The following is a 22,404-nucleotide window of genomic DNA, read 5'->3' on the forward strand; positions in this document are numbered from 1 at the left end:
TTCTATGGGAGGCCTCGTGACCGGTACGACGGAGATCGAACAGAGCACCTGGACACCGCGGCAGATCTGGATGTTGACAGTCTCGTGCTGCGCGGTGGCATTGGTCGTCGCAGCCATGGCCGCCCTCAACACCGCACTCCCCGACATAGCCCGCGACACCGGCGCCACCCAAACGCAGCTCACCTGGATCGTCGACGGCTACACACTTGTGCTCGCCTGCCTGCTGCTGGCAGCCGGCGCGCTCGGTGACCGCTACGGCCGACGCGAACTGCTGATGTTCGGGTTGGTCGTCTTTGCGGCTGGCAGCGCGATCCCCGTCTTCATCGACGAACCGTCGTGGATCATCGCCTCCCGAGTCGTCTCCGGAGTGGGCGCCGCATTTGTCATGCCGGCGACGCTCTCACTGCTCACAGCGGGTTTTCCGGCCACCCAACGCAGCCGAGCTGTCGGCGTCTGGTCCGGCGTGGCAGGCTCGGGCGCCATTGCCGGACTTGTCATCTCCGGGTTCCTGATCGAAAAATGGTCGTGGCATTCGATATTCATCAGCCTCGCCGTTGTCTCGGGACTGATCCTGGTGGCCTCGTTCACCATCGCGTCGTCGAAGGACGAGGAGACAACTCCGCTGGATTTCCTGGGCACCGCACTGATTGCCGCGGCGATCGGCCTTTTTGTCCTCGGCATGATCGAAGCGCCCGTCCGCGGCTGGTTGAACCCCGTGGTTCTTGCGCTTCTGATCGGCGGAATCGCCATGGGTATCGTGTTCAGCTTCGTGGAATTGCGTTCCGCCCATCCGCTTCTCGATGTCGGACTGTTTGCCAACCGCGCATTCGGCAGTAGCGCAACATCACTCGTCCTGCAGTTCCTCGCCACCTTCGGCATGTTCTTCATGCTCGTGCAGTACCTGCAGCTTGTGCTCGACTATTCACCACTGCAATCGGCGCTCGCACTTCTCCCGATGGCCGTCCCTGTCATGGCACTGTCCGTCGTATCGCCGCTGCTGATCCCGCTCGTCGGACTCCGCATTCTCACCGCAGTGGGAATTGCGCTTCTCGGCACCGGAATCGCACTCGTGACCAGGTTGGAGTTGGGATCGAGTTATGTCGACGTGTGCATTCCCCTGATTGTTGCCGCCATCGGATTGGGACTGTGCACCACACCGGCCACTGCCGCAATCGTGTCCAACACACCGGACGCCAAACAGGGCGTCGCGTCGGCGATCAACGACGTCACGCGCGAAATCGGTTCTGCAATAGGCGTTGCCCTTGCCGGCAGCATCTTGGCCACGACGTACGCTCGGCACGTTCAACCTGCCGTCGACATGCTGCCTGAACCAGCGAAGGAACCGGTCTCGGGTTCCCTGGCTGCGGCCCTGCACATCGCGGAAAGCGCCGGACCACAAGGTGATCAACTGGCGGACTTCGCCCGCGAAGCCTTCATCGAAGGAATGAATCAAGCCGCATTGACCCTGGCCGTCATCATCTGGGTTTCTGCGGTCGTTCTCGGATTCTGGGCACCCGGACGGCAGAAGAGCACAAAGGCGCTGCCGTCGGAATCGACGGCAGCGCCTTTGGCTTGACGGCTGGTGAGTGTCAGGCAGATTCGCGGTCACGCTCTGCAGCGAGTGTGAGCGCGATGTCGACGATCATGTCTTCCTGACCGCCGACGAGACGGCGCTGGCCGGCTTCGAGCAGCAGCGTGCGGACATCGATGCCGTAACGCTCCGACGCGGTCTCCGCGTGGCGCAGGAAGCTCGAGTAGACACCCGCGTAGCCGAGCGTGAGGGTTTCGCGGTCGACGCGAACAGGCCGGTCCTGCAACGGACGGACGATGTCGTCGGCAGCATCCTGCAGAGCGAACAGGTCGCAGCCGTGCTCCCACTCCTCGATGTTGGCAACGGCGATGAACGCCTCGAGCGGGCAGTTACCGGCACCGGCACCGTGTCCGGCGAGCGATGCATCGACGCGGGTGACGCCGTTCTGCACTGCCACAACGGAATTGGCAACGGAGAGCGAGAGGTTCTCGTGGGCGTGGATACCGATTTCGGTACCATCGTCGAGGATGTCACGGTACGCGCGAACACGGTCCGCGACGTCGTTCATCACCAGACGTCCACCCGAATCGGTGACGTAGACGCAGTGCGCGCCGTACGACTCCATCAACTTGGCCTGCTTCGCCAGTTCTTCGGCAGGTGCCATGTGGCTCATCATCAGGAAGCCCGAGACGTCCATGCCGATCTCGCGGGCGGTCTCGATGTGCTGCGCGGAGACGTCGGCCTCGGTGCAGTGGGTGGCAACGCGAACGGAGCGTACACCCAGGTCGTAGGCATGCTTGAGTTCACTGATCGTGCCGACACCCGGCAGCAGCAGCGTGGTGAGGCGAGCGTGCTCGAGCACCTCGGCTGCTGCTTCGATCCATTCCCAGTCGGTGTTCGAGCCGGGGCCGTAGTTGAGCGAGCCACCAGCGAGGCCGTCACCGTGCGCAACTTCGATCGCGTCGACGCCGGCAGCGTCGAGAGCTGTGACGATCCGCTTGACGTCGGTCGGCGAAATGCGGTGGCGAACAGCGTGCATGCCGTCACGAAGGGTGACGTCCTGGACGAAGATCTTACGGTTGCTCACTTGGCTGCTTCCTTCTGCTGGGCGATGCGCTCCGCGATCTGCATTCCGGCGGACGTCATGATGTCGAGATTGCCGGCGTACGCAGGCAGGTAGTGTGCAGCGCCCTCGACCTCGAGGAATACCGACACCTGGTGGGTGGGGCGATTGCCGTCGACGAGCAACGTCTCGACCGGCTGGTCGGCCGGGATCTCGGTGATCTGGACTTCCTGCTTGAGGCGGTAGCCCGGGACGTATGCCGAGACGTCGCCGACCATCTTCTCGATCGACTGACGGATCTCGTCGTGAACAGCCGGGTCCGGGGCGTCGACGAGGCAGAAGACCGTGTCGCGCATGATGAGCGGCGGCTCAGCGGGGTTGAGGATGATGATGGCCTTGCCGCGGCGAGCGCCGCCGACTGCCACGATCGCCTCGGAGGTGGTCTCGGTGAACTCGTCGATGTTGGCGCGCGTTCCGGGACCGGCAGACTTGGAAGCGATGGACGCGACGATCTCCGCGTACGCCACCGGAACTACCCGAGAAACAGCGGCAACCATCGGGATCGTGGCCTGGCCACCACACGTCACCATGTTGACGTTGGGTGCGTCGAGGTGCTCGTCCGCGTTGACGGCCGGCACGACGTACGGGCCGATCGCAGCCGGTGTCAGGTCGATCATGCGCTTGCCGAGCGGTGCCAGGCGCGCGTTGTTGGCGACGTGCGCCTTTGCCGACGTCGCGTCGAAAACGATCTCGATCTCGTCGAAGTTCGGCAAACCGACGAGGCCTTCGACGCCTTCAGCCGTGATCGGCACGTTCAGACGCGCGGCGCGAGCCAAACCGTCCGACGCCGGATCGATGCCGACCATGGCACCCATCTCCAGGTAGTCGGAATTACGCAGCACCTTGATCATCAGATCGGTGCCGATGTTGCCCGATCCGATGATCGCGACCTTGACCTTGCTCATGCGTTGTCCCCTTTGCTGGAAAAACTTGTGGTGACCGAACCGAGTCCGGATACGTTCACGGTGACGACATTTCCCGCTACGACCGGCGCCATGGGGCCGAGAGCGCCGGAGAGAATGACCTGACCTGCAGTCAACGGCTGACCGAGTTCGCGGGCGGTGCGGGCGAGCCAGACCACTGCCTCGATCGGATCACCCAAGCAAGCGGTTCCGACGCCGGTGGATACCTCGGTGCCGTCGACGCTCATCGACATGACAACCTCGGCGGGTTCGACCTCGGCGAGGGTGCGGCGCTCGGTTCCGAGGACATACACGCCGGACGACGCGTTGTCGGCCACAGTGTCACCGAACTTGATGTCCCAGGACTCGATGCGGCTGTCGCAGATCTCGATCGCGGCGACGGAGTACTCGATCGCGTCGCGGACCTGGGCGCTGTCCAGCGGTCCGTCCACGAGGTCGGAGCCGAGCACGAAGGCAACTTCGGCCTCGACCTTCGGCTGGATCAGGCGATCCATGGGGATCGAGTCGCTGCCGGAAAAGTCCATGTCGGCGTACAGAACACCGAGGTCGGGCTGATCGACGCCGAGCTGCTGCTGGACGGCTACCGAGGTCAGGCCGATCTTGCGACCCACCACGACGGCACCGGCGTTGCGACGGATTTCGTCGACGCGGCGCTGCACGGCGTATGCGGCAACAAGGTCTTCACTTCCGATCAGATCCCGCACGGGTGCGCAGGGCACGCCGGTTGCGGCGGCGGTCGCGAGGCGATCCGCGGCAGCGGCGATGTCGGTCTCGCTCGCTGTACTGGAGTTCGAGGGCTGGCTCATGACCCCTACTTTCCAGGCTTGCACCCCACTACGCCAGGTTGATGTCTCACTCACCGATACGATTGACGAATGACTGGTGGCGCGAACCTCGACACCGTGCTCGGTAAAGCCGTGACGATCCTGCGCGCATTCCGGCCCGACGACCACGCTGTGCCCCTCGCGACGCTTGTCGCGCGGACCGGATTGCACAAGGCAACGGTGCACCGCCTCGCCGGTGAACTCGTCGCGAACCGGTTACTCGACCGCGTCGAGGGCGGCTACCGCCTCAGCGGCGGTCTGTTCGAACTCGGGATGCTCGCCTCGCTCGAGCGCAGCCTCCTGGAAATGGCGATGCCGTTCCTTCAGGACCTGTACGAGCGAACCCACGAAACAGTGCATCTAGGTGTGCGCGACGGACACGACGTCGTGTACATCGCCAAGATCGGCGGGCATCGCCAGGCTAACTCCCCCTCGCGCACCGGCGGACGGATTCCGCTGTACTGCACGGCAATCGGCAAGGCTTTGCTCGCCTACTCGGAGCCGGATTTCCGGCGCGAAGTGCTTGCGGCACCGATGACCCGGCGCACCCCACACACGATCGTCGCGCCCGGAATTCTGAGCACCCAACTCGATCGGGTCTTCGAAACCGGCGTTGCCTTCGAGCGCGAGGAATCAGCGCCGGGTCTCACGTGTGTAGCCGCCCCGGTTTTCGGGAGCAACGACAAACTTGTGGCCGCCATCAGCGTCACCGGTCCCACCAGTCGGTTCAAGCCCGAAACCCAGGTGACCGTCCTGCGCGCAGCCGCCGAAGGTTTGCGCAGCACGATGGCCCGCCGCGAGAACCTGCGCTGACCCGGAGAACTCACATCACTGTCACCAGTGGCATGGTCACTACGGCCAAGAGCGTCTGAACCCCGGTTATCGATGCCATGAGTGTGGTGTCGCCGCCCATCCGGCCGGCCAGGATGTAGGCCGAAGGCGCAGTCGGCACCGAACTGATCAGGATAACACTAGCCAGAAGGGTCCCTTGGATTCCCGTGGCGGCGGCGAGGGAACCGACAACCAGTGGCAGCGCCACCAGCCGCAATGTCGACGACAATCCGACGTCGGCCACGTCCTGCAAACGCAGACGCAGCGTAAGTCCTGCCCCCACCGCAAGAGTTCCCGTCACGAGGGCGGGTGAGGCCAGGAGGCCGAGAGTTTCGCCGACAAGATCGGGAAGCGAGAAACCGGCAACACTCAGGGAAAGGCCGATCAGACAGGACAGGATCAGCGGGTTGGTCGCCAACTCGCGGACGATATGCCCTGGTGTGACCGTCTTTTCGCCAGCGCCGTAGCGCGCCAGGACGACAATGCACAGTACGTTCACCGTGGGCACCACCACGGCCGAGCAGAGAGCAAAAGTCGCGACGCCCTCGGCTCCGTGGAGCGCGGAGGCAAAGACCAGCCCGATGTACGTGTTGATGCGGATGCTGCCCTGAACCACCGAGGTAAGGCGGGGGCCGTCGGATCGCAGCAAGCGCCCCAACCCGACAAGCATCAACGCGGTTGCGACGAGCGGCGCTGCCAGGGTCAGGAACAACGGCCACACCGGCATAGTCCTCACCTCGGTGACGGCAATCGAACTGATGAACAGTGACGGCGTGAAGACGTGGTAATTCAGCCATTCCAGACCTCGCCAGAAGCCGGGGTCTTGGACAAATCGTTGTCGGATGACAAAGCCCAGAACTAGCAGGATGACGACGGGGACGATGGCGGAGGTCACGAGATGCACCCGGACCACGATGCTTTAATGGGTCAATGCAGTTCAACCATGACAACATGACGGGAGTCATGCTCGCTGCAGACCTGGCCAACATGACGAAGACGGCCGCGCCAACCTGCGACGACGTGCAGGAATTGTTTATCGCGCACCAGATCAGAAGACCTGACGTGAGCGCCGGCGCGCGCGAGGAGATTCTGGATTGGGGCCGACGCCTACACTCTGTCTTCTCACAACGGGACATCACGCGACGCTGCGAGGAACTCAACGATCTTCTCGGCCGCTCAGCCACCCGCATGTATCTGACATCGCATGACGGACTACGCCCGCACCTGCACTTCATGCGAGACGACGACGATCTGGTCCGACGAATCATGGCCGTGACGGCCGGGAGCCTTTCGCTCTTTCTGGTCGAGTCCGAGGGGCTAAGACTCGGCGCGTGCGCCCGGGAGAGTTGCTCGAAGGTATTCGTGGACACGAGCCGCAACGGAAGACGTGCCTATTGCTCACCCCGGTGCGGTAACTACGACGCGGTGGACCGCCACCGCAGCAAAGCCCGTCAGCGCCCGTGCTAGACGTCACTGCCGATACGCGGGCGCCTTGGTGCCACTGCGAGCCTCGAGGGTCTCGAGCAACGGCAACGCCCGAAACGGCACCACTACCGACAGAACCATGACACTCGTAGAGCGGGTGGCCACTCCTGAGCGATTGAGGTCGAGCAGGGTCTGCTGCAAACCTTGATGCGACGCTGCCGCCACTCGGCATAGAACGTCACCGGTTCCCGTGGTCGCAAATGCTTCGATCACACCGGGTATGGCTTCGAGTTTGACCGTGACGGTATCGAGTGCACCCTGGGCAATCTCCAGAGTCACAAATGCCTGCACACCGAAACCTGCTGCAGCCAAGTCGATATGCGGTTCGTAACCGGCGATGATTCCGCCGTCCTCGAGTCTGCGCAGTCTGGCCTGCACAGTGGCCCGGGCAACCCTGGTCACCCGCGACAGTTCGAGCGCCCCCGCTCGCGGATGCGTGTGCATCGCTTCGAGCAGGGCCAGATCGAGACCGTCGATCGACACTGCATTGCGTACCGATTCCGCCATAGCTTCCAACCTATACACAGCGACTGGAAAACCTCACGAATCTTGTCAGATTCCATCGAAATGACTAGCAGGAAACACACCCGTTGACTAGCTGCATCGCATCAGACTTAGCTGCAGGTATCGAAAAAACCCGTCGCTGCCGGGAGGACGCGAAATGACCATCGAACACATCACCGACGAAGAACGGTTGGCCGGACTCGATCTCGAGCAGCTACGCCAACTGGTCGGACTGATCGAATACGACGACGCTTCGGATCCCTTTCCGGTCCACGGATGGGACGGACTCGAGTGGATCGTCGGTAACGCCACCCAGACCTCCCACTTCTATCAATCCGCCTTCGGCATGACGTTGGTGGCGTACTCGGGTCCGTCCACCGGCAACCGCGACCACCACGCGTTTGTACTCGAAAGCGGCGCAGTACGTTTCATCGTCAAGGGAGCTGTAGACCCGGCAAGCGAGTTGATCGAGCACCACCGCATCCATGGCGACGGTATCCGCGACATCACCTTGAACGTCCCCGATGTCGACAAAGCCATAGCGCACGCCATCACGCAGGGCGCGCGGGTCGTCGCCGAACCGCACGACATTGCCGACGATCACGGCAGCGTCCGCCTGGCGACCATCGCCACGTACGGCGACACGCGGCACACTCTGGTCGACAGGTCCGGATACCACGGACCGTACTTGCCCGGATATATCAGTCGCACATCGTCATTCGTCGCCCGCGATGGTGCCCCCGAGCGAATCTTCCAAGCTCTCGATCACGTGGTCGGGAATGTGGAACTCGGGAAAATGGACGAGTGGGTCGACTTCTACCGGCGCGTCATGGGGTTCACCAACATGGCGGAGTTTGTCGGTGGCGACATCGCGACCGACTACTCAGCGCTGATGAGCAAAGTGGTCTCCAGCGGCGATCACCGCGTCAAATTCCCGCTCAACGAACCCGCCATCGCGAAGAAGCGATCACAGATCGACGAGTACCTGGAGTTCTACCAAGGTCCAGGCGCCCAACATCTGGCGCTCGCCACTTCCGACATCCTGACCGCCGTCGACGCACTTGTTGCCGAAGGAATCGAGTTTCTGTCGACACCGGCGTCGTACTACGAAGATCCGGAACTGCGCGCCCGGATCGGTAAGGTGCGGGTCCCCATCGAAGAGCTGCAGAAACGTGGCATCCTCGTCGATCGAGACGAGGACGGCTATCTCCTGCAGATCTTCACGAAGCCGATTGGCGATCGACCCACCGTGTTCTTCGAACTCATCGAACGCCACGGATCACTCGGTTTCGGCTTGGGCAATTTCAAGGCACTTTTCGAGGCGATCGAGCGCGAGCAGGCGCTGCGTGGAAACTTCTAGGTATCTGCGCTCCACTGCCACACAACCGACGGGCGACCCGTTGCACTGACCCGCACACGCTCGTCGGTACGTTCCAGTCCGGGTAAGGATTTGAGCGTGCGGTTGAGATTGCCGGGGTCGGGGCGGGCGCCGGAGAGTTCCTCGGCGACGGCCAGCGCGTAGGACGCCGGGAACGACGCCCCGGTCAGAGCCCGAGTGAAAACCTGATCGCGCCACAAGAGAGAGTCCGCCAGGATGGGCCGAGTATCCGCGACTATCCGATTGTGATCGAAGGCAAGATCACCCGGGTTGTCCCAGCTCACCCATTCGGGAGTGATGTCACCGGTAGGCACATCGCTGGGCGTGATGATCGCCCACATCGTCACCGACAGTGTCGGACCACGCGGGTCTCGGTGGGGTTCGTCGAACACCGCCAACTGTCCGCTCGCAAGAATCGCGTCGTCGGGGAGCCCGAGCTTGGTAGTTACTGCTCGCCGCGCCGCATCTTGGAGTCGTTCACCCGCGCCGAGCAGTACACCGGGCAACGCACGCTGCCCGGTGTACGGCTCTGCCTGCCGCTCGGCGACGGCAAATCGCAAGTGGCCCGGTTCCGGATTGCCGAAACGCAGAGCGATGACGTCGATCGAGACTAGTGACTGTTCCACGCCATCCATCATGCAGGCACGCCGGCGCGAAGCCGACGATCGGCCCGGTCTGGTCCGTCCGAGGTAAGCACTACCGGAACCGCGATCTCGCTGCCGAGGTAATCGACGAATTGGTCGACTTCATCCGGAACTTCCCGCGGCACAGTCGACATGGTCCGCAGCGCTTCGGTCAACGCTGCCTGATGTTCGAGATCCTTCCACTTTCCGACGGGTATCGACGTGCACCAGTCGTACCTGTCCACACCCTGGATCGGAGTGCCCGCCGACGTTGCACGTTCCAGCGCGTCGAGGTGCGTGAGAGCCAAACCGTCGACGCCGCCACTGACCTCCACCGCGTATCGCAACAACATCGTGTCGAGGTGCCCGACCCGAAATGAGCCCTGGTACTCGCCGACGCCGTTGTGCGGTTCCGGCAGGGCTGCCCCGAGCGCTCTGTCTTCGGTGGGAAACGGCCCGGCACCGTGACGCGTGGTGTACGTGCGGGTCACGCCGAGCACATAACTCTCCCTGCTCATTTCGGCGATCATTGCGCGGGCATTGGACGGCTCCACCGTCGACCAAGTGGTATGCGGGTGAAATCCACGCCACTCGTCGAGGAGGACACCTTGCGCACCTTCGAAGACCAGTCGACCACGGGCACCGATGGACTCCAACGCTCCAGGTGCGACAATATCCACTACCGCAGCGAATTCCGCGTACATGTCGACCATGTCCACTAGTGCGGGAAACCTGTGACGACCGCCGGAGATCAACCTCCCGTAGTACTCCGCCAGGTTCTCGAGTTTGCGCGCGAGCCCATCCGGTCGTCGGCAGTCACCGACGGTCGGCGCGTCAGGGCGGTCGAGCGCATACGCTGCCGTCTCACCGATTCCCTTGCCACACGAGCCGTGCCGGTTGCCACCTCGCGCATCCTCACGAGCCCGGTTGGCGGCCACGTGAATCGGCGTCGTCAACAGTGCCCGACCGTCGACGGTCAACAGGTCGAATGGATCTTGTACGCCAACGGCTTCCAATGCTCGCGCTTCCCTCGCCAAGGAGATCGGTTCGACGAGCACGAACTTCGAGAGAAAGGTAGGAATGCCGTTGAGTGTTCCCGATCCGAATTGCGAAAAGGTGTGGTGACGTTCTCCGTTCACGACATTGTGAGCGGCTTGCGCCCCTCCGTTGAACCGAACGACTGCCGCCACATCGAGATCTGCCTGCGGTGAGCAGAGCCAGTCGACCGTGGCGCCCTTCCCGGCGTCACCGAAGCCCAGGTCGACAACAACGATGTCACGATCACCCAAAGCGTCCATTGTGTCCTCCTTCAGTCTGTGTCCTCCTTCAGTCGAAATCGACGTCATCCGCGCCTGTTCCGAGATCACTCGGCAAGGCGGCCACCCGTGCGGGAGACTTTTTCGTGATTCTCGCCAGCGCCTTCCCGACAGTCGTGGCCTCTGCCGTCGATCCCACATCCCGGAGGTCAGCCAACCCGTCATTCAAGTCGATGCGGTCTTCACCGATCCCCACGGTCAGGGCAATGAGTTCACACACGGCCGCGGGATCGTCGAGCTTAAGGAAACGCTCCCCCAACAGATCCGTCCAGTGGCCGGCGATCTCCGGATCGTTGTAATACGACGACTGGTTGGGCAACACGAAGTAGACGTTCCACTTTTCCTCCAGTTCGCGATACACCGAGGGAACGGAAATGTCCCGTCGAACCTTGTCGCCGATGACGTCGCGAATGTGACGACCCGACAGTCGCGGCTTGTTCAATTCGTCGCCGATGATGAACAGATAGCCTTTGCGTCCCCGCTTCTCCCAAGCGTCGGTGCTTGTGTGGCGGGCCATGAAATAGGCTGCCAGTTCATAGCTTTCCGATTTCTGACCACCACCGTTTCCTTCGAGGAAGATGGTGCGCAGCTGCTCGTCCATCGCATTGCCCGACTCGAATTGCCCTACCTGCAGCGGCACCCGATCGGAATCCGCGTCGCCGATCCCACCGAACAGAATCTGAGGATCATCTGCATAGCCCTTGCGTTGCAGCAATCCGTGCAGCTTCCCGAGCTTGTCCTGCATGATGCGCGGAACGGCGCCCATCGAACCTGTGACGTCGAAAAGCACTGCAATAGGTAAAGAATCAGGGTGCCCGTTCGAATCGCGGCACTCTCGTGTGTCTACGCCGAACGGATCGAGAGTGGGATCTGCTTTCCAACTGCTCCGCGGACGCGACCGGAGCGCATCCGTGTACCCGAAATCGTCGACACCGCGCGCGGCACGAAATGTCTTGCCCGCCAAATACGTGTTGTCGTCCCAGTATCCATATCCCATGATGATCACTGCCTTTCAGATTGTGGGGACGCTGAACGCCCGGAATGTTCGTTCGCCGTACAGAAGCTCGAGGAGTTCGTCGAACTCGCCGAGAAGGTCGACTGCGTCAGGTCGCAGCCGTGGATTGTCTTGCATACACCCCAGCGCGAAAGTGTTCATACGACTGGGAATTCGATCACCGAGCATGAACGTCATCAGCCGATGCGCCATGTAGACGTCCCATCCCGGAGAAGCCACTTCACCGAGTTCCGGCGGGTAGGCATCTCGGCAGGAACTGATCTTCGCTGCCGGTCGCATCCCCGAACGAGTCGCAAACGACCAGCCCACCAGCACCACTCCATGCAGATCAGGCTGTATCAACACGTTCTCTTCCACGATCGCGGTATGGACCCAACCCGCCTGGTGGGCTGCCGCAAGTGCCCGCAACAGGCGTCGGTGCATCCAGGCCCAATCTCGTGGATCGAGGCCGTCCGGGTAGGCGCGGCGTACATCGGCAAGGGTGACAAAGCCGGTAGAGCGATCATCGAGCACATTGATCCGGCGAACTTCCCCCGAAGCCGGGTCGGCTGCCGAAATGCGGTCGATCAGCGTCGGAGCGTAAGGCGCCCCGTAGATGCTGGTGAGGGCCGACCTTTCCGCTTCCATCAGCAGGTTTGCTCGCCGACTGCGAGGGATCTTCAGAACAACTGGTGCCCCAGACCGGTCCCGCGCGCGGTACACCGTCGACACCGAACCCCGAGCAACAAGATCACCCAACACGTACTCGTCGCTATCCCCGACGTATGTCACCGCGGAATGCGCTGCTTCCGATTCCGCCAACCAACTGCGGTACAACTTGTTCAACCGAGTTGTCGCGGCGGCACATCGCGCGACATCACCTGCCTGCGCCCGATCCGGATGGACCGCAGCAACCAAGCAATGGAATTGACGCTTCGCCTGCCGGCGCGATTCCGAATCCGCGGTGGCACTTCCGAACAGCTCGGTCGAGGTTGTTGCCGCCTCGACAGTTTCGAGATCGTTCTTGACCGTGTTCATGTGTTTTAGTCTAAGTGACTAAAACGTATTGCGCAAGATCTACTGCACGGCCACACTCCGTTCACCCGACTCGTGTTCAGTTACAGAGGCGATACTCTCGCCGACTCACTCGGATCGTCGGGCACGTTCCTGCCCGTGAAGGGAATTCATCATGGCCAGCGTTACTTTCGACCGCGCAACTCGTTCATACGGGGGTACCGATCGCCCCGCACTCGACCAACTCGAGTTGGACATCGCAGACGGAGAGTTCCTTGTCCTCGTCGGCCCATCGGGATGCGGGAAGTCGACTTCTCTGCGAATGCTTGCCGGACTCGAACCGGTTGATTCGGGTCGCATCCTGATCGGTGATCGCGATGTCACCGACGTGGAACCTCAGCATCGCGATATTGCGATGGTCTTCCAGAACTACGCGCTCTATCCACACATGAGCGTGGGAGCAAACATGGGCTTTGCCCTCAAGATCGCCGGGGTCCCGAAGCCGGAGCGGGAAGCTCGAGTGCTAGAAGCCGCGAGGGTGCTCGATCTCGAGCAGTATCTCGATCGGAAACCGAAGGCGCTGTCGGGTGGACAGCGGCAACGAGTTGCCATGGGTAGGGCCATTGTTCGCAATCCTCAGGTATTCCTGATGGACGAGCCGCTCTCCAATCTCGACGCCAAGCTGCGCGTTCAGACCCGCACACAGATCGCCTCTCTGACCCGGCGACTCGGTGTCACCACCGTGTACGTCACCCACGACCAGGTCGAGGCAATGACCATGGGCGACCGTGTTGCGGTACTCAAAGACGGTGTGCTCCAACAGGTAGACACACCTCGCCGACTCTACACCAGCCCCGCCAACATCTTTGTGGCCGGATTCATCGGCTCACCCGCGATGAGCTTCATCGACCTCGACCTCGACGACGGCGAGATGTCACTCGGCGGGACAGCGTACCGCGTTCCACGATCCGTCGCCGACGCGTCACTGACTCCCCACGTCACAGTGGGTATCCGGCCGGAATCTTTTGTGCGGGTCGAGAACGGAATTACAGTCACCGTCGACGTCGTCGAAGAACTGGGGGCCGACGCATTTGTGTACGGCCACACCACTATCAACGGCAAGCGCCATGAGCTGGTGATTCGAGAAGAAGGCAATACCGCGCCGCCGATCGGAGCACAGTTCGACGTGCTCCCCGTAGCCGAGAGTATGCACCTCTTCGACCCGACCACCGGCACCCGCCTGTCCACCGATGACACGGCCGTACACGTATAGGCCCTGATTCACGAAGGTCCCGCCGCGGTTCGTCAGCGGCGGGACCTTCGCGTCTTCAGATGGACTGCAGTTCGAGCGATGCTGCCCGCCCAGCCACCAACTCCTCGAGATCCGTGACCGACTTGCCGGCCAACGTCGCCCACAGGACAACGCCGGGATCTTCCTGCAGACTCACCATGTTCGGGACGCCCACTGCGACGGCACCCGCAGCAATCGCCGACGCCAAACCTGGGATCGAATCCTCGATCGCCACAACCTGATCCATGGAGATCGGACCCGCCAGGGCCGAAAGATCTTCTCTGGCCCGCAAGTACGGCTCCGGGTGGGGCTTACCGCGCTCCACCATGTCTCCGGTAACCATCAGCTGAAATGTTCCGGGTGGGAGCGCGCTTGCCACAGCCTCCGCCAGCGGCGCCTCACTCATCGTCACCAGCACACAGGGGATTCCGGCCGCGCGAACCTGCGCCAACAACTCTCGGGCGCCCGGACGCCACTCGATCGACTGCCGAACACCCGCCACGACGGCGGCCACCAGCTCGTCGACGATCTCGCGGATGGGCAGATCTGCGCCCGCCGCTTGAAGGACCGCAGCAGAGTCCGGTAGGGCCTTCCCCACCAGCGCTGTTGCCTGTTCGTCAGACCACTCCACTCCGTACCGCGACATCAAGGCACGCTCCGCCGCAAACCAACTCGGCTCGGTGTCCACCAACGTTCCGTCCATGTCCCAGAAGACCGCTTGCAGCATCAGGACTTCCCTTCCTCTTGTAGATCGACACGATCGGATGAAGCGACGCGCACCACAACACCCTGCGCACGAATATCCTCGATAATCCCCAGCGGCGCAGCGTCATCGGTGATCAATTCGTCGATCACATCCCACCCACACACTCGATGTAGCGAGGTCTGCGCCAATTTGGAACTGTCCATCAGCAGAACCCGACGGCCGGCGCACCGGATCATCTCCGCTTTGAGCCGAACCACCTTTTCTTCCTGGTGGTACATGCCGTCTCGATCGGCGCTCGACGTCGAGAAGTACAAAGCGTCGACGCGCAGCTCACGAACTGCTTTGGCTGCGCCTTCGCCGACAAACGATTCATGGCCGGAGTCGAAATCGCCGCCGATCGCGGTCACCGAAATGCCGGTCACTTCGGATAGTTCACGAAGAGATGGCAGATAGTTCGTCACGACCCGAAGTTCTTCGATCTCGATCAGATGCCGGATCATGTGGGAGGCGGTGGTGGAATCGTCGAGCATTATCACCTGCCCCGGTGCAACCTCGGTGGCAGCAGCAGCGCCGATCGCCAACTTCTGTTCAGTGGCGATACGACGCCTCAGCGGTGCCGCAATTTCGTAACTGCTGGTTCGTTCGATGCTGACGCCACCCCTGAACTTCCGGACTATGCCGCGACGTTGGAGTTCGTCGAGATCACGGTGGACCGTCATCAACGAGATGTCGAAGTGAGCGGCCAGCGATTGCGCGGACGCCGATTCATCTGCCATCAGGCATTCGAGAATGCCGTCCAACCGTTCTTGCCTGGTGTGGGTGATCAATCGTCGACTCATCCAATACCTTGCTGTTGCTGGTGTGATTACACGTCATTTATATCACTCTTCCTGATATGAATGCTCGATGAACGAGTTGAGAATCTTGGGCGTGACAAACTGAAATTCCAGCTCCGCCGGCATCGGCACCGTCATGCCATAAGTCATTAAATCTGCTGCACAACAACATATTTACTAACTTCATCACTCATCACCACCTCTTCAAAGATGCCCGTTTTGACCATTTGACGGCCACCGGCCCGAGTGAAACGATCACTGCGATCAACGAAGACGTAACAGCGTCGATGTGATCTTCACCGTCTCGCATCAAGAAAGCGATACCCCCGGAAGAAATGGTCTCGACATGTCGTTGACAACTCAACGCCCGGCACCGCCGACGGTCTCCACTCCTGCGAGTCGCGGATCGACCCGGGGTCGCCCTACTCGAAAGCGTGATCGCAAGGGCTACAAGCTCTTTGTGCTCTTCACCTTCCCGAACCTCCTGTTGATAGCGGTCTTCGCGTATTGGCCCGTAATCGGCAATATCTATCTCAGCCTCACCGAATGGGACATGATCGCTCCGACGCCGCTGTTCGTCGGCATCGACAACTACACCAAGTTGTTCGGTGATCCAGCGTTTCTCCGCGTATTACGTCTGACCTTGGTATGGGTTGTTGCGATTGTCGGCATCAGCCTCACCGCGGGACTCGCCCTGGCGTGCCTGTTCAATCGCCAATCCCGAGGACGCGCAGCCGTTTCCGCTTTGGCATTCTCACCACACATTCTCTCGGGCGCCGCGGTAGCCGCGATCTGGTTGTTCATCTTCGATCCGAACTACGGACTGTCCCGAGCGCTGTTCGGGTTGTTCGGAGCAGATTCACCGCACTGGACGACGTCGAGTTCGTGGGCGATGCCCGCGCTGATCATCGTCTCGATCTGGAAAGGTGTCGGCTTTGTAGCCATCGTGTACGTGGCCGCACTTCAATCGATGCCCGCCGACGTCCTCGAGGCGGCTCGTCTCGACGGGGCAGGTGCCTGGCAGACATTCCGGCACATCACCATGCCGCTGCTCTCACCGACAACGTTCTTCCTCCTCATCACACAGGTCATCAGCGCCTTTCAGTCCTTCGACGTCATCGCGATGATGACCAGTGGCGGACCCGCAGGCGCCACAACCACTCTCAGCTGGTTCATCTACCAAGAGGGATTCAAGGCATTCAGTGCCGGCACTGCCGCCGCCGGATCCATGGTGATGTTTGTCGTCCTGATGGGCGTCACAGTGTTCCAAATGCGATTCGTCGAGAAGAAAGTGCACTACTGATGTCCGCACCCAGCAGAACGACAACCCCGACAAAAACGCGCATTCGCTTTCGCCTGTCCTGGATCGGACTTGTTGTTGTCGGCCTTGTCTTTGCCATCCCGTTCTACTGGATGATCTCGTCGGCCTTCAAGCCGGAGAGCGAGATCTACCAGTGGCCACTGCAACTCGTCCCCAGCCGCCTGGCGTGGGAGAACTTCAGCCACGCGTGGAATGCCGTTCCGTTCGGCGACTTCTTCGTCAACTCACTGATCGTCACAATCGTCGGTGCCACCGCGAAGGTCACCTTGGCAATTTTCAGCGCCTACGCCTTTGCGTTCCTTCCCTTTCCGGGTAAGAAGTGGCTCTTCCTTGCGGTCTTGGGAGCCTTGATGGTGCCGGGACACGTGACGCTGTTGCTCAACTACATCACCATCGGCAATCTCGGATTGATCAACACATATGCGGGAATCATTCTGCCCGGACTCGCAAGCGCCTTCGGAACATTCCTTCTACGCCAACACTTTCTGAGTCTCCCGAAGGAAGTCATGGAGGCAGCAGAACTCGACGGCGCCGGGCACATCCGCAAGCTGTTCTACTTTGCATTGCCGATGTCCGTTCCCGCGGTCGTCACCGTTGCGCTGATCGCTGTCATCGACGAGTGGAACGACTTCATCTGGCCTCTTCTCGTCACCAATTCCGTTCAGATGCGCACTCTTCCCATCGGTTTGATGGCACTCAAAGAGAGTGAGGGTGTGGACAACTGGGGCGCAATCATGGCAGGCACCACCATGGTTGTCCTCCCCATGCTGCTGCTCTTTCTCTTCGCTCAGCGATTCATCGTCGCCGGGCTTGCCGGAGCGTCTGTCCGACGCTGATCGGTTTTCCGACCTTTCCCTGCCAGTTCAGCATCTTCCAGGAGATAACCACCATGTCGCTTTTTGCCCGATCAGGCTCCGCGCAGAAGCCTGTGAACATCTCTCGCCGCAGCTTTCTCACTGCTGCCGGTATGACGGCGATCGCACTACCCGTCCTCGCGGCGTGCGGTAGTCCCGCCGGCGGTACGGCGTCATTCTCGGCGCCGGACGTCAAGGCCCCCAGCGAATTTTCCGGGAGGACCAACGTCGTCATCTGGAGTCCGTGGTCGGGTAACAACCACGAGGTCTTCACCGGAGTGGTTGACGGATTCAACCGCTCACAATCCGATATCTACGCAGAAGTTCAACAGTTCAACGGGTACGACGGCGTCACCGAGAAGATCGCCGCCGGTCTCCAGGCCAGGCAGATCCCCGATATCGGCGTCTTCTCCGACGTCTCGTGGAACAAATTCTTCCTCAACGACACACTCGAACCGCTCGGCGGATACTTCGACAACAACTTCGGCCCGAGTACGTTCAACGAGCGTCTGTTCACCGAGGGTGTTGTCCGCGGCGAGTCCTACTGGATCCCGTTCGGCCGATCGACGCCACTCTTCTACTACAACAAGGAGATCTTCTCGTCCGCCGGGTTGCCGGATCGCGCCCCCGCCACCTGGGATGAATTCCGTTCGTGGGGAAAGCAAATCAGCGGCCAGAACTACAACGGCAACTCGCTGAAGATGCGCGCGTACACCGGCGCCGACGACTGGTACATGCAGGGATTGATCTGGAACTTCGGTGGATCGATCTCCGACGGCCTCGACGTCACCGTGGACTCGGCCGCTGCGATTGCCGCAGCAGAGTTCGATCGGGCTGTGATCAACGACGACAAGATCGCGTACCTCGCGCAGGAGATCAACAACGACTTCATCAACGGCCAGGTCGCAACCATCACGAACTCCACCGGCTCCCTGACCGGACTGATCAAGGGCGCTCAGTTCGAAGTCGGTGCCGGTTTCCTGCCTCAACAGAGCACACACGGCGTGCCGACCGGTGGTGCCGGACTCGGAATCATGAAGAACGCCAGCCCCGAACGCAAGGAAGCCGCCGCCCAGGTACTCGCGTATCTGTCCGGCGAGGAAGCATCGTCGACCTGGACCGTCGGAACGGGGTACCTGCCGTCGACCATTTCTGCGGCAAATTCCACCAAGGTCCGCCAGGTCATGGCCGATAACCCGAACTACAAACTGGCCGTCGATCAGCTCGAGCTCGCCCGCCAACCTGACGCAGTTCGACGGTACGTCCAGAGCACCATCACGGAAATGCGCACCGCAATTCAGAAGCTGTACACCGAAAATGCCAACGCCGAAGCAACTTTGAAGGCAACGGCAACCAAGCTGCGCGCAGACACAGATTCCGTGCGCAAACTCTACGAAAGCAAGGTGGCCTGACCATGCGATCCGAATCATTCACCTTGGTGGGCCATCGCGGCGCCATGGCTTACGCACCCGAGAACAGCATCGCGTCATTTCGCCTCGCGGAGGAGATGGGTGTCGACGAGATCGAACTCGACGTGCGATTGACCGCGGACGGCGTTGCGATCGTGCTCCACGACGCGACGCTCGATCGCACTGCCTCCGACGACTCCGGGCGCGGACTCGGCCCCGTCGCCGAACTGACCTTCGATGCGATCAAAGACATCGAATTGGACTCCGGACGCGGGGTCTTGACCTTCGACGAGGCGCTCGACAACACCACAGTGACCTTGCAGGTGGAGATCAAGGCCATCGAGGTGGTGCCGGAACTCGGACGGATCGTGGCGGCACGCCCGGAAGACGCTCAGCGCATTCAGTTCACGAGCTTCTCAGCCGAGGCTCTGCTCGCTGTCGCCGAGGCCGCACCGTTCATACCTCGCGGACTGATCGTGTCCGAGTATCCGGCCGCCGACGCTCACCCCGCCGGCGTCGAATCCGTTCTTGCGGCCACCGGTTCGGGTGCCTTCTACTGCGGCTGGAACGGGCTGACCGCAGAACTGGTCCGCGACCTCCACGAAACCGGATTGCAAGTTCACGCCTGGCCCCTGCGCACACCGGAGGACGCCGAACGAGCTCTCGAACTCGGAGTGGACGGCACGACCACGGATTTCCCGGCGGAAGCCATCGAGTGGCTCGACAGCGCGCGGCAGAATTACCCCCAGCGCGACTGTCCGCCGTCGAGCGGGATGGTTGCACCCGTCAGATAGCCGGCATCTTCGCCGACCAGGAAGACGACGGCACGCCCGATGTCGGTTTCGGGATCTCCGACGCGACCCAGCGGGATTCCCGCGACAAAGGCTGCCGCTTCTTCCGGGTTCTTGTCCATCCACCACTGCAGGGCCGGTGTCTGCGCGTGGGGCGCAACGTTGAGGACACGGATGTTGTCCTTGCCCCACTCGCAGGCCGCGGCGCGGGTGAGTGCGCGCATGCCTTCCTTGATGGAACCGTAGGCACCGTAGTTACTGGCATCCCAGCGCACTGCTGCGGAAGTGACCATGTTGATGATGACGCCGCCGCCGCGGCTGTTCAGGTGGGGGTACGACGCCTGCATCATGCGCAGGGTCGCGAGCGGTCCCGTCGCGAAGGAGCGCTCGAAGTCTTCGTCGAGCACCGTGAGCAACGGGCCGGGCTTGCAGTCGTTCGCGTTGTTGATCAGGATGTCGATTCCGCCGAACAGTTCGACGGTACGGTCCACTGCTGCAGTGATGTCGTCCTTCTTGCTGACGTCACAGACGACTACCTCGCCGCGGGCACCGATGTCGGCGAGAAGTCCACAAGTGGTGTGGAGCTTGGATTCGGTGCGACCGGCTACCACAATCTCGGCACCTTCCTTGGCCAGGGCCAAGGCTATGCCTTGGCCGATTCCCTGACCTGCACCGGTGATGAGTGCAACTTTGCCGTCGAGCTTGCCCATGTGATTGCTCCAATGTCCTTTTGTGCGAGGGGACTGGTCGATTCTGGTGACCGCCGGTGTTGGTCGTCTACACTCAACGAACTAAGCAACCAAGCACTTGCTTGACCCTATGACGGCCGGCACTGTCGCGTCAATCACACTGGGCGGCAAATCGGCTCGGCCCCAACAGCAGGAAGGCTCCACCGTGACACTCCCCAACCCCGTCGATTTCAGCGGACGCTCGGTGATCGTCACCGGCGGCACCAAAGGCATCGGCTTTGTCATCGCCGAAACCTTCCTAGCTGCCGGAGCAAACGTGCTGGTCTGCGGCCGAAACGAGCCGGAAAAGCTGCCGTCGGCCGACGGCCGAACCGCTGCATTCAAAGCCACGGACGTTCGCGATCCCGCGGATGCCGCAGCCCTCGTCCAGGATGCCGTTGACCGCTTCGGCCGCTTGGACGTTCTGATCAACAACGCCGGCGGCTCCCCCGATGCCGACGCAGCCACCGTTTCCCCTCGCTTCGTGGAGAAGATCGTGGCCCTGAACCTGCTGGCACCCTTCAACGTTGCCCAGGCTGCAAACGCAGTAATGCAGACGCAGGACAACGGCGGCGCCATCATCAACATCGGCAGCGTCTCGGGCATCGACCCGCAGCCCGGCACCGCGGCATACAGCGCCGCCAAGGCCGGACTGTTGGTCCTGACAAAGGCTTTGGCGCTCGAGTGGGCACCCAAGGTCCGTATCAACCACATCACGACCGGCCTGATCCGTACGGAAGCCGCCGCAGAGGTCTACGGCGCCGACGGCGGAGCGGCCGTCACCGAAATCATCCCGATGGAGCGCATGGCCGTACCGTCGGACATCGCGAATTCCTGCCTCTTCCTGGCAAGTTCACTCGCGTCGTACGTCACGGGAACCGACATCGCCGTCCACGGCGGCGGCGAGTACCCGGCCCGCTACCTGGCGACCCACCCCGAGCTGTTCACGCGCACCAGCTCGTAAGGCCGAATAGACCTCGTAAGACCGTATGCACAAGCAAGCCCTCGAGCAATCGCTCGAGGGCTTCCTTGTTTCGTGTGAACAACTGCGGGGCGCGACGGGGAGGTCGAGCGCCCCGCAGTTGAGTCTAGTGCCGGTCAGCGAGCGGAGAAGCTCACTCGCGCACCGGAAATCGCTACCTGACCATCCTTGTGTACCTGGAACGACAGGTCGTCGGGAGTTCCCCAGGCCACGATGGACGGCGCTTCACCCGGATGGATGGCCGCGGCGAAGCGACCCTCGAGGCTGACGAGGTCGGCCGGATGCACTCCGGCGACCCGAGCCAGTTCGAGCGTGCTGGCCGCCAACGTGCACAAGCCGTGCATGATCGGACGCGGCTGATTGATGCGCGCTGCGGCCGCGGGGTCGATGTGAATGTGGTGCATGTCGCCCAGAAGTCGGTACATCGCCGTCTGGTTCTCGGCCGTGGTCAGCACACCGGTCAGCGACGGCTCACCAGTAGGCTCCGCCGGACGAGACGGTCCGCGTTCTCCGCCGAATCCACCAGCGCCGGGAGCAAAAAGTGACCAGGTCGCGACGAAGTACTCGCACTCGACCTTCACCTCGAACACCGCGGCGGCGCCCTTGTCCCACACCTCGCCGACCGAAGCCTTCAACGTCACCTCACCGCTACGTGGCAGCGGTGCAAGAACTTTCAGTTCCTGCGAGCCGTGCAGCGCCGTCGAGGTGTCGAAAGCGCCCGCTGAACCCAGAGCGTCCGGGGCCCACTGCGCCAGCGTCAGAGCAAACGTCGGCAGTACCCGAAGCTGATCCTCGAAGACGAGGTCCAGCTCGGTTGCCTTGGCGCCCACGGCAAGTGCGTACAGGATCGCGTCGCGCTCGGTGTACGAGACGGTACGGGTACCGAGGTCCGCGCCGCGCCAATCGCCGGCGGTCTTCGTTGTTTCCGAAGTAGTCACGT

Annotated in this window: 23 protein-coding genes; 10 read left to right on the plus strand and 13 right to left on the minus strand. The window is 61.8% G+C overall.

Going from position 1 to position 22,404, the window contains the following annotated elements; genetic code table 11:
* Nucleotides 1-4 precede the first annotated feature (4 nt).
* The gene (locus tag FFI94_RS26360) at nucleotides 5-1,576 is read left to right on the plus strand and encodes an MFS transporter (RefSeq protein WP_138870402.1); all 1,572 of its coding nucleotides are present in this window, start codon (nucleotides 5-7) and stop codon (nucleotides 1,574-1,576) included.
* 13 nt (nucleotides 1,577-1,589) lie between these two features.
* Here the strand turns inward: FFI94_RS26360 and dmpG are convergent, their stop codons facing one another.
* Genes dmpG through FFI94_RS26375 form a run of 3 tightly spaced genes read right to left on the minus strand, consistent with a single transcriptional unit; the run spans nucleotide 1,590 to nucleotide 4,383 of the window.
* A complete protein-coding gene (dmpG, locus tag FFI94_RS26365; RefSeq protein WP_138870403.1) occupies nucleotides 1,590-2,618 on the minus strand; it encodes a 4-hydroxy-2-oxovalerate aldolase in 1,029 nt (342 codons plus the stop codon).
* Complete coding sequence (locus FFI94_RS26370) at nucleotides 2,615-3,559, minus strand: acetaldehyde dehydrogenase (acetylating) (RefSeq protein WP_138870404.1); 945 nt, start codon at nucleotides 3,557-3,559, stop codon at nucleotides 2,615-2,617. Before FFI94_RS26370 ends, dmpG begins: the two co-directional genes overlap by 4 nt.
* A complete protein-coding gene (locus tag FFI94_RS26375) occupies nucleotides 3,556-4,383 on the minus strand; it encodes a 2-keto-4-pentenoate hydratase (protein WP_138870405.1) in 828 nt (275 codons plus the stop codon). The genes FFI94_RS26370 and FFI94_RS26375 overlap by 4 nt, the downstream gene beginning before the upstream one ends.
* Before the next feature lie 69 nt (nucleotides 4,384-4,452).
* On the opposite strand from FFI94_RS26375, the gene FFI94_RS26380 reads away from it, so the two are divergent.
* Nucleotides 4,453-5,214, plus strand: coding sequence for an IclR family transcriptional regulator (locus FFI94_RS26380; RefSeq protein WP_138870406.1), 762 nt, complete (start codon nucleotides 4,453-4,455; stop codon nucleotides 5,212-5,214).
* 10 nt (nucleotides 5,215-5,224) lie between these two features.
* Here FFI94_RS26380 and FFI94_RS26385 read toward each other — a convergent pair whose 3' ends face one another.
* Nucleotides 5,225-6,127, minus strand: coding sequence for an AEC family transporter (locus FFI94_RS26385; protein ID WP_260684340.1), 903 nt, complete (start codon nucleotides 6,125-6,127; stop codon nucleotides 5,225-5,227).
* A gap of 35 nt (nucleotides 6,128-6,162) precedes the next feature.
* On the opposite strand from FFI94_RS26385, the gene FFI94_RS26390 reads away from it, so the two are divergent.
* Nucleotides 6,163-6,699 carry a CGNR zinc finger domain-containing protein gene (locus tag FFI94_RS26390; RefSeq protein ID WP_138870408.1) on the plus strand — a complete coding sequence of 179 codons (537 nt, stop codon included), beginning with the start codon at nucleotides 6,163-6,165 and terminating at the stop codon, nucleotides 6,697-6,699.
* 3 nt (nucleotides 6,700-6,702) lie between these two features.
* On the opposite strand, the gene FFI94_RS26395 is transcribed toward FFI94_RS26390, so the two are convergent.
* A complete protein-coding gene (locus tag FFI94_RS26395) occupies nucleotides 6,703-7,224 on the minus strand; it encodes an Lrp/AsnC family transcriptional regulator (protein WP_138870409.1) in 522 nt (173 codons plus the stop codon).
* Between the two features lie 154 nt (nucleotides 7,225-7,378).
* On the opposite strand from FFI94_RS26395, the gene hppD reads away from it, so the two are divergent.
* Nucleotides 7,379-8,581 (plus strand): 4-hydroxyphenylpyruvate dioxygenase, encoded by a 1,203-nt coding sequence (hppD, locus tag FFI94_RS26400; protein WP_138870410.1) that lies wholly within the window; start codon nucleotides 7,379-7,381, stop codon nucleotides 8,579-8,581.
* Here hppD and FFI94_RS26405 read toward each other — a convergent pair.
* Genes FFI94_RS26405 through FFI94_RS26420 form a run of 4 tightly spaced genes read right to left on the minus strand, consistent with a single transcriptional unit; the run spans nucleotide 8,578 to nucleotide 12,570 of the window.
* Nucleotides 8,578-9,237, minus strand: coding sequence for an NUDIX hydrolase (locus FFI94_RS26405; RefSeq protein ID WP_138870411.1), 660 nt, complete (start codon nucleotides 9,235-9,237; stop codon nucleotides 8,578-8,580). The genes hppD and FFI94_RS26405 overlap by 4 nt on opposite strands.
* A complete protein-coding gene (locus tag FFI94_RS26410) occupies nucleotides 9,234-10,520 on the minus strand; it encodes an adenylosuccinate synthetase (protein ID WP_138870412.1) in 1,287 nt (428 codons plus the stop codon). Before FFI94_RS26410 ends, FFI94_RS26405 begins: the two co-directional genes overlap by 4 nt.
* Nucleotides 10,521-10,548: 28 nt before the next feature.
* Entirely contained in the window at nucleotides 10,549-11,535 is a 987-nt protein-coding gene (locus FFI94_RS26415) for a hypothetical protein (protein ID WP_138870413.1), read from the minus strand.
* A gap of 15 nt (nucleotides 11,536-11,550) precedes the next feature.
* Entirely contained in the window at nucleotides 11,551-12,570 is a 1,020-nt protein-coding gene (locus tag FFI94_RS26420; protein WP_138870414.1) for a serine/threonine-protein kinase, read from the minus strand.
* 151 nt (nucleotides 12,571-12,721) lie between these two features.
* On the opposite strand from FFI94_RS26420, the gene FFI94_RS26425 reads away from it, so the two are divergent.
* Nucleotides 12,722-13,819, plus strand: coding sequence for an ABC transporter ATP-binding protein (locus tag FFI94_RS26425; RefSeq protein ID WP_138870415.1), 1,098 nt, complete (start codon nucleotides 12,722-12,724; stop codon nucleotides 13,817-13,819).
* A 55-nt stretch (nucleotides 13,820-13,874) separates the two neighbouring features.
* On the opposite strand, the gene FFI94_RS26430 is transcribed toward FFI94_RS26425, so the two are convergent.
* Together FFI94_RS26430 and FFI94_RS26435 are read right to left on the minus strand one after the other, a co-directional pair.
* Nucleotides 13,875-14,564: an HAD family phosphatase gene (locus tag FFI94_RS26430; RefSeq protein WP_138870416.1), complete on the minus strand. Its 690-nt coding sequence runs from the start codon at nucleotides 14,562-14,564 to the stop codon at nucleotides 13,875-13,877.
* Nucleotides 14,564-15,382: a DeoR/GlpR family DNA-binding transcription regulator gene (locus FFI94_RS26435; RefSeq protein WP_138870417.1), complete on the minus strand. Its 819-nt coding sequence runs from the start codon at nucleotides 15,380-15,382 to the stop codon at nucleotides 14,564-14,566. The genes FFI94_RS26430 and FFI94_RS26435 overlap by 1 nt, the downstream gene beginning before the upstream one ends.
* A gap of 343 nt (nucleotides 15,383-15,725) precedes the next feature.
* Between FFI94_RS26435 and FFI94_RS26440 the strand changes: the two genes are divergently transcribed.
* Genes FFI94_RS26440 through FFI94_RS26455 form a run of 4 tightly spaced genes read left to right on the plus strand, consistent with a single transcriptional unit; the run spans nucleotide 15,726 to nucleotide 19,757 of the window.
* A complete protein-coding gene (locus FFI94_RS26440; RefSeq protein ID WP_138870418.1) occupies nucleotides 15,726-16,682 on the plus strand; it encodes a carbohydrate ABC transporter permease in 957 nt (318 codons plus the stop codon).
* Nucleotides 16,682-17,536, plus strand: a complete 855-nt coding sequence (locus FFI94_RS26445) for a carbohydrate ABC transporter permease (protein WP_138870419.1) — start codon at nucleotides 16,682-16,684, stop codon at nucleotides 17,534-17,536. Before FFI94_RS26440 ends, FFI94_RS26445 begins: the two co-directional genes overlap by 1 nt.
* 53 nt (nucleotides 17,537-17,589) lie before the next feature.
* Nucleotides 17,590-18,966, plus strand: coding sequence for an ABC transporter substrate-binding protein (locus FFI94_RS26450; protein ID WP_138870420.1), 1,377 nt, complete (start codon nucleotides 17,590-17,592; stop codon nucleotides 18,964-18,966).
* Between the two features lie 2 nt (nucleotides 18,967-18,968).
* Entirely contained in the window at nucleotides 18,969-19,757 is a 789-nt protein-coding gene (locus FFI94_RS26455; RefSeq protein ID WP_138870421.1) for a glycerophosphodiester phosphodiesterase family protein, read from the plus strand.
* Here the strand turns inward: FFI94_RS26455 and FFI94_RS26460 are convergent.
* Nucleotides 19,703-20,464, minus strand: a complete 762-nt coding sequence (locus FFI94_RS26460) for an SDR family NAD(P)-dependent oxidoreductase (RefSeq protein ID WP_138870422.1) — start codon at nucleotides 20,462-20,464, stop codon at nucleotides 19,703-19,705. The two genes, FFI94_RS26455 and FFI94_RS26460, sit on opposite strands and share 55 nt — an antisense overlap.
* Before the next feature lie 184 nt (nucleotides 20,465-20,648).
* Here FFI94_RS26460 and FFI94_RS26465 point away from each other — a divergent pair, with 184 nt between their 5' ends.
* Nucleotides 20,649-21,446 (plus strand): SDR family oxidoreductase, encoded by a 798-nt coding sequence (locus tag FFI94_RS26465; RefSeq protein WP_138873434.1) that lies wholly within the window; start codon nucleotides 20,649-20,651, stop codon nucleotides 21,444-21,446.
* Between the two features lie 134 nt (nucleotides 21,447-21,580).
* On the opposite strand, the gene FFI94_RS26470 is transcribed toward FFI94_RS26465, so the two are convergent.
* Nucleotides 21,581-22,402: a MaoC/PaaZ C-terminal domain-containing protein gene (locus FFI94_RS26470; protein WP_138870423.1), complete on the minus strand. Its 822-nt coding sequence runs from the start codon at nucleotides 22,400-22,402 to the stop codon at nucleotides 21,581-21,583.
* Nucleotides 22,403-22,404: the final 2 nt, after the last annotated feature.

This window comes from Rhodococcus sp. KBS0724 (genome assembly GCF_005938745.2).
Lineage (GTDB): Bacteria > Actinomycetota > Actinomycetes > Mycobacteriales > Mycobacteriaceae > Rhodococcus_F.

Coding starts and splice junctions, on each gene's coding strand:
- FFI94_RS26360 (WP_138870402.1), top strand. CDS start 5: ATGGGAGGCCTCGTGACCGGTACGACGGAGATCGAACAGAGCACCTGG.
- FFI94_RS26370 (WP_138870404.1), bottom strand. CDS start 3,559: ATGAGCAAGGTCAAGGTCGCGATCATCGGATCGGGCAACATCGGCACC.
- FFI94_RS26375 (WP_138870405.1), bottom strand. CDS start 4,383: ATGAGCCAGCCCTCGAACTCCAGTACAGCGAGCGAGACCGACATCGCC.
- FFI94_RS26380 (WP_138870406.1), top strand. CDS start 4,453: ATGACTGGTGGCGCGAACCTCGACACCGTGCTCGGTAAAGCCGTGACG.
- FFI94_RS26390 (WP_138870408.1), top strand. CDS start 6,163: ATGCAGTTCAACCATGACAACATGACGGGAGTCATGCTCGCTGCAGAC.
- FFI94_RS26395 (WP_138870409.1), bottom strand. CDS start 7,224: ATGGCGGAATCGGTACGCAATGCAGTGTCGATCGACGGTCTCGATCTG.
- hppD (WP_138870410.1), top strand. CDS start 7,379: ATGACCATCGAACACATCACCGACGAAGAACGGTTGGCCGGACTCGAT.
- FFI94_RS26405 (WP_138870411.1), bottom strand. CDS start 9,237: ATGATGGATGGCGTGGAACAGTCACTAGTCTCGATCGACGTCATCGCT.
- FFI94_RS26410 (WP_138870412.1), bottom strand. CDS start 10,520: ATGGACGCTTTGGGTGATCGTGACATCGTTGTTGTCGACCTGGGCTTC.
- FFI94_RS26415 (WP_138870413.1), bottom strand. CDS start 11,535: ATGGGATATGGATACTGGGACGACAACACGTATTTGGCGGGCAAGACA.
- FFI94_RS26420 (WP_138870414.1), bottom strand. CDS start 12,570: ATGAACACGGTCAAGAACGATCTCGAAACTGTCGAGGCGGCAACAACC.
- FFI94_RS26425 (WP_138870415.1), top strand. CDS start 12,722: ATGGCCAGCGTTACTTTCGACCGCGCAACTCGTTCATACGGGGGTACC.
- FFI94_RS26430 (WP_138870416.1), bottom strand. CDS start 14,564: ATGCTGCAAGCGGTCTTCTGGGACATGGACGGAACGTTGGTGGACACC.
- FFI94_RS26435 (WP_138870417.1), bottom strand. CDS start 15,382: ATGAGTCGACGATTGATCACCCACACCAGGCAAGAACGGTTGGACGGC.
- FFI94_RS26440 (WP_138870418.1), top strand. CDS start 15,726: ATGTCGTTGACAACTCAACGCCCGGCACCGCCGACGGTCTCCACTCCT.
- FFI94_RS26445 (WP_138870419.1), top strand. CDS start 16,682: ATGTCCGCACCCAGCAGAACGACAACCCCGACAAAAACGCGCATTCGC.
- FFI94_RS26450 (WP_138870420.1), top strand. CDS start 17,590: ATGTCGCTTTTTGCCCGATCAGGCTCCGCGCAGAAGCCTGTGAACATC.
- FFI94_RS26455 (WP_138870421.1), top strand. CDS start 18,969: ATGCGATCCGAATCATTCACCTTGGTGGGCCATCGCGGCGCCATGGCT.
- FFI94_RS26460 (WP_138870422.1), bottom strand. CDS start 20,464: ATGGGCAAGCTCGACGGCAAAGTTGCACTCATCACCGGTGCAGGTCAG.